Annotated in this window: 4 protein-coding genes; all 4 read left to right on the plus strand. The window is 66.1% G+C overall.

From position 1 onward, the window contains the following. The first annotated feature begins 27 nt into the window (after positions 1 to 27). Positions 28 to 885 carry an IclR family transcriptional regulator gene (locus ACE039_RS17770; protein ID WP_485822946.1) on the plus strand — a complete coding sequence of 286 codons (858 nt, stop codon included), beginning with the start codon at positions 28 to 30 and terminating at the stop codon, positions 883 to 885. 130 nt (positions 886 to 1015) lie between these two features. Then, on the plus strand, positions 1016 to 2515 hold the full coding sequence (locus ACE039_RS17775; protein WP_105558448.1) for an FAD-linked oxidase C-terminal domain-containing protein: 1500 nt from the start codon (positions 1016 to 1018) through the stop codon (positions 2513 to 2515). A gap of 12 nt (positions 2516 to 2527) precedes the next feature. Next, positions 2528 to 3634 (plus strand): glycolate oxidase subunit GlcE, encoded by a 1107-nt coding sequence (gene glcE, locus ACE039_RS17780; RefSeq protein WP_485822947.1) that lies wholly within the window; start codon positions 2528 to 2530, stop codon positions 3632 to 3634. Between the two features lie 6 nt (positions 3635 to 3640). Next, a partial coding sequence (gene glcF / locus ACE039_RS17785) for a glycolate oxidase subunit GlcF (RefSeq protein ID WP_485822948.1) occupies positions 3641 to 4312 on the plus strand: 672 nt, incomplete at its 3' end.

Raw genomic sequence — 4312 nt, forward strand, 5'->3', positions numbered from 1 at the left:
GCGCTTTCTTCGTCACGGAAACCGTTCATGAAAGCCCCCCGCGTGAAGCTTCCCCGCGCCGCCCGGCCTGACGCCGCGCCGACCTCGTCGGCAGCGGTATCCGCGGCGCCTCCCGTCGCCGGCACCGCCTCGTTCTCCAAGTTCATGCGCGTGCTCGACGCGATCGCGTCGGGTGACGATACCGCCTGGACGGTGAACGCGCTGAGCACCAGGCTGGGTTATCCGCGCCCGACGATCTACCGCATCGTCGAGGCACTGATCGCCGAACAGTTGCTGGTGCCCAAGCGCAATGGGCAGTCGTTCGGGCTGGGGCCGCGGCTGGTCAGCCTGGCCAGCCGCGCGCTGGAAAGCTCCGACATCCGGCAGCTATGCAAAGACCACTTGTTCGACCTCAGGGCATTGACGCAAGAGACCGTGCATCTGGCCGTGCCCGATCGGTACGAAATGACCTATATCGACAAGCTTGAAAGTCCCAAGGCCGTGCGCATGAATTCGCGGCTGGGCAGCCGCGTGACCCTGTATTCCAGTTCTGTCGGCAAGGCATATCTGGCGCAGCTGCCTGCGCCGGAGCGCGACGCGCTGATCCTGGGGCTGGATTTCAAGGTGTTCACCGATGCGACGTTGCGCACGCCGCAAGCCTTGCGCGAAGAGCTGGAGCAGGTACGTCGGCAGGGCTACGCGGAAGACCGCGAGGAAAACGAGAAGGACATTTTCTGCTTTGGTTGCGCCATCACCGACAAGCAGCAAGCGCCGGTCGCCTGCGTCAGTTTGAGCATCCCCGCGTTCCGCATGAGCGCCGACCGGACGGCCAGTTATATCCGTCCGTTGGTCGAGACGTGCGCCGCCATTTCCAGAAAGCTGGCGTTGCTGGATTTCTCGGGCTGAACTTGCGGCTTTTCAACGACAATCGCCGTCTGGAATTACGGCTGGTTACGTGTGCGTAGCAGGGATCGTCGACAGGATGCGGGTAAATCCCGGCCTGTTTTAAGGGACTGGTCGCGCTATTGTTGCGCTCATGAATTCACTGGTCGAAACCGGCCTGGCACAAGTGCAGGCGCCTTATTCGTTGCAGCAGCTCATCGAGGCGTTGTCGGCCGCGTTGCCCGCGCACTGCGTATTATTCCGCGAAGAAGACACGCGTCCCTACGAGTGCGACGGCTTGTCGCTGTATCGCGCGCTGCCCGCCGTGGTGGCACTGCCCGAAACCGAAGAGCAGGTGCAGGCGGTCATGCGCATCTGCAAGCGCTTGAACGCCCCCATCGTCGCGCGCGGCGCCGGCACCGGCCTGTCCGGCGGCGCCATGCCGCACAGCCAGGGCGTGCTGCTGGGCCTGTCCAAGTTCAACCGCATCAAGCATATCGATCTGGCCAGCGCCACGGCGATCGTGCAGCCGGGCGTGCGCAACCTGGCCATCTCGGAGGCCGCTTCGCCTTACGGGCTGTACTACGCGCCCGACCCCTCTAGCCAGATCGCCTGCTCGATTGGCGGCAACGTCGCCGAGAATTCCGGCGGCGTGCATTGCCTGAAGTACGGGCTGACCGTGCACAACGTGCTGCGGGTGCGCGTGGTCACGATCGACGGCGATGTTGTCGAGCTGGGCTCCGAAGCGCCGGACGCGCCGGGCCTGGACCTGCTGTCCGTTTTCGTCGGGTCGGAAGGCATGCTGGGCGTGGTCACCGAAGTGACGGTCAAGCTGATTCCCAAGCCGGCTTGCGCGCAGGTCGTGATGGCCAGCTTTTCCAGCGTCGAGGCGGCCGGCAACGCGGTCACGCAAGTGATCGCCGCGGGCATGATCCCGGCAGGATTGGAAATGATGGACCGCCGCGCCACGCACATGGTCGAACCCTTCGTGCGCGCCGGTTACGACATGGACGCGCAAGCGATCCTGCTGTGCGAGTCCGACGGCACGCCCGAGGAAGTGGCGCACGAGATCGCCCGGATGGAAGCGGTATTCCGCGCCGCCGGCGCCACGCGTTGCCAGGTGTCCACGTCCGAGGCCGAGCGCCTGAAATTCTGGGCCGGCCGCAAGAACGCATTCCCGGCCGCGGGTCGCGTGTCGCCGGATTATTACTGCATGGACGGCACGATTCCGCGCCGCCATCTGGCGCGCGTGCTGGGCGCCATTGAACAGATGGAAGACGAATTCGGCTTGCGCTGCGCCAACGTGTTCCACGCGGGCGATGGCAATCTGCATCCGCTGATCCTGTTTGATTCGAACAAGCCGGACGAGGTGGAGCGGGCAGAGAAGTTCGGCGCCGCCATTCTCGAGCTGTGCGTGCAGGTAGGAGGGACCGTGACCGGAGAACACGGTGTGGGTATGGAGAAAATAAATCAAATGTGCGTGCAATTCTCTCGCGAAGAACTCGACGCGTTCCTGGCGGTCAAGCGGGCGTTCGACCCCCCGTGCCTGCTGAATCCTGAAAAAGTCATTCCCACGCTGGCCCGCTGCGCCGAATACGGCAAGATGCACGTCCATGCGGGTGAGCTGCGCTTCCCCGATCTCGCCCGTTTCTAGGACGCATCCCTTATGGATTTTGTCCTGTCGGAATTGTGCGACCAGGTCATGACGGCCCGTGCCGGCCACAAGCCGCTGTTCGTGATGGGCGGCGGCAGCAAGGCGTTCTACGGTAATTACCGCCCGGTAACGCCGCAAGACGGCCACTGCTTGCTGGACATGACGTCGTATCGCGGCATCGTCAGCTACCACCCGTCCGAATTGGTGGTGACCGTTCGCGCGGGCACGCCGCTGGCCGAGCTGGAGGCGGCGCTGGCCGAAAACGGTCAGATGCTGGCATTCGAACCGCCGCATTTCGGCGCCTCGGCGACGGTAGGCGGCTGCGTGGCCGCAGGCCTGTCCGGTCCGCGCCGCATGAGCGCGGGCGCTTTGCGCGACTTCGTGCTGGGAACGCGCCTGCTGGATTCGGAGGGGCGCATCCTGGCGTTCGGCGGAGAAGTCATGAAGAACGTGGCCGGGTACGACGTGTCGCGCCTGCTGGCCGGTTCGCACGGCATTTTCGGCGCGCTGCTGGAGGTCTCGATGAAGGTCGTGCCGCGGCCGATGGAAGAGCTGACGCTGGTCTGCCCCGCCACCCAGGCCCAGGCGCTGACCAGCTTCGCGCTATGGCGCGGCAAGCCGCTGCCGATCTCGGCCACCAGTTGGACGGGCGCGGACGAGCACGGCGAGGGCGCGATGCACGTGCGCTTGTCGGGGGCGCCGCCTGCCATTGCCAGCGCGCGTCACGTGATTGGCGGCGATGCCCTGGACCCCGGCGCCGCGGTGGCCTGGTGGCGCGCATTGCGCGAGCAGACGCACGCCTTCTTCACGCCTGGTCAGCCGCTATGGCGACTGGCCTTGCCGCCCACGGCCGCCGTGTTGGGCATGGGGCCGACACTGATCGAATGGGGCGGCGGGCAACGCTGGCTGTCCGGCGCGCGCGACGCCACCGAACTGCGCGAGGCCGCGGCTCGGCTGGGCGGGCATGCCACCCTGTTTCGCGCAGGCAATGGCAAGCCGCCGGTGGACGGCGTGTTCCATCCGCTGGCGCCCGGCATCGCGTCGATTACACGCCGCCTCAAGCAGGAGCTTGATCCGGCCGGCCTGTTCAACCCCGGCCGCCTGGTCCTGGAGCTATAGCGCATCATGCAAACCAACCTGGCATCCTGGGCGCGCGATACCGACCTGGGCAAAGAAGCCGACGCTATCCTGCGGCGGTGCGTGCACTGCGGCTTTTGCACGGCCACCTGTCCGACTTATCAGGTATTGGGCGACGAGCTGGACAGCCCGCGTGGGCGCATCTACCTCATCAAGCAAGTGCTGGAGGGCGCCGCGCCCACGCAGTCCACGCAGCAGCACCTGGACCGCTGCCTGACCTGCCGCAATTGCGAAACCACGTGCCCGTCCGGCGTTGAATATGGCCATCTGATCGATATTGGCCGCAAGATCGTGGACGAGCGCGTGCCGCGTTCCTGGACCGAAAAGGCCAAGCGCAATTTCCTGCGCCGCGCCATGCTGTCGCCGATGTTCGCACCGGCGATGCGGGTGGGGCAGGCCGTGCGGGGTTTCCTGCCGGAAGCCCTGAAGCGCAAGGTGCCCGAACGCCGCGACGCGGGCTTGCTGCCCGCGGTGGCGGGGCATGCTCGGCAAGTGCTGATGCTGGGGGGCTGCGTGCAACCCGCCATGATGCCCACCATCGACGCGGCCACCATCCGCGTGCTGGACGCCGTCGGCATTGGCGCGCGCATCGCGCCTGGGGCCGGTTGCTGCGGGGCGGTCAGCTTCCATCTGGACGCGCAGGACGCGGCGTTGGCGCAG

The sequence above is a fragment of the Achromobacter maghribensis genome (assembly GCF_057334215.1).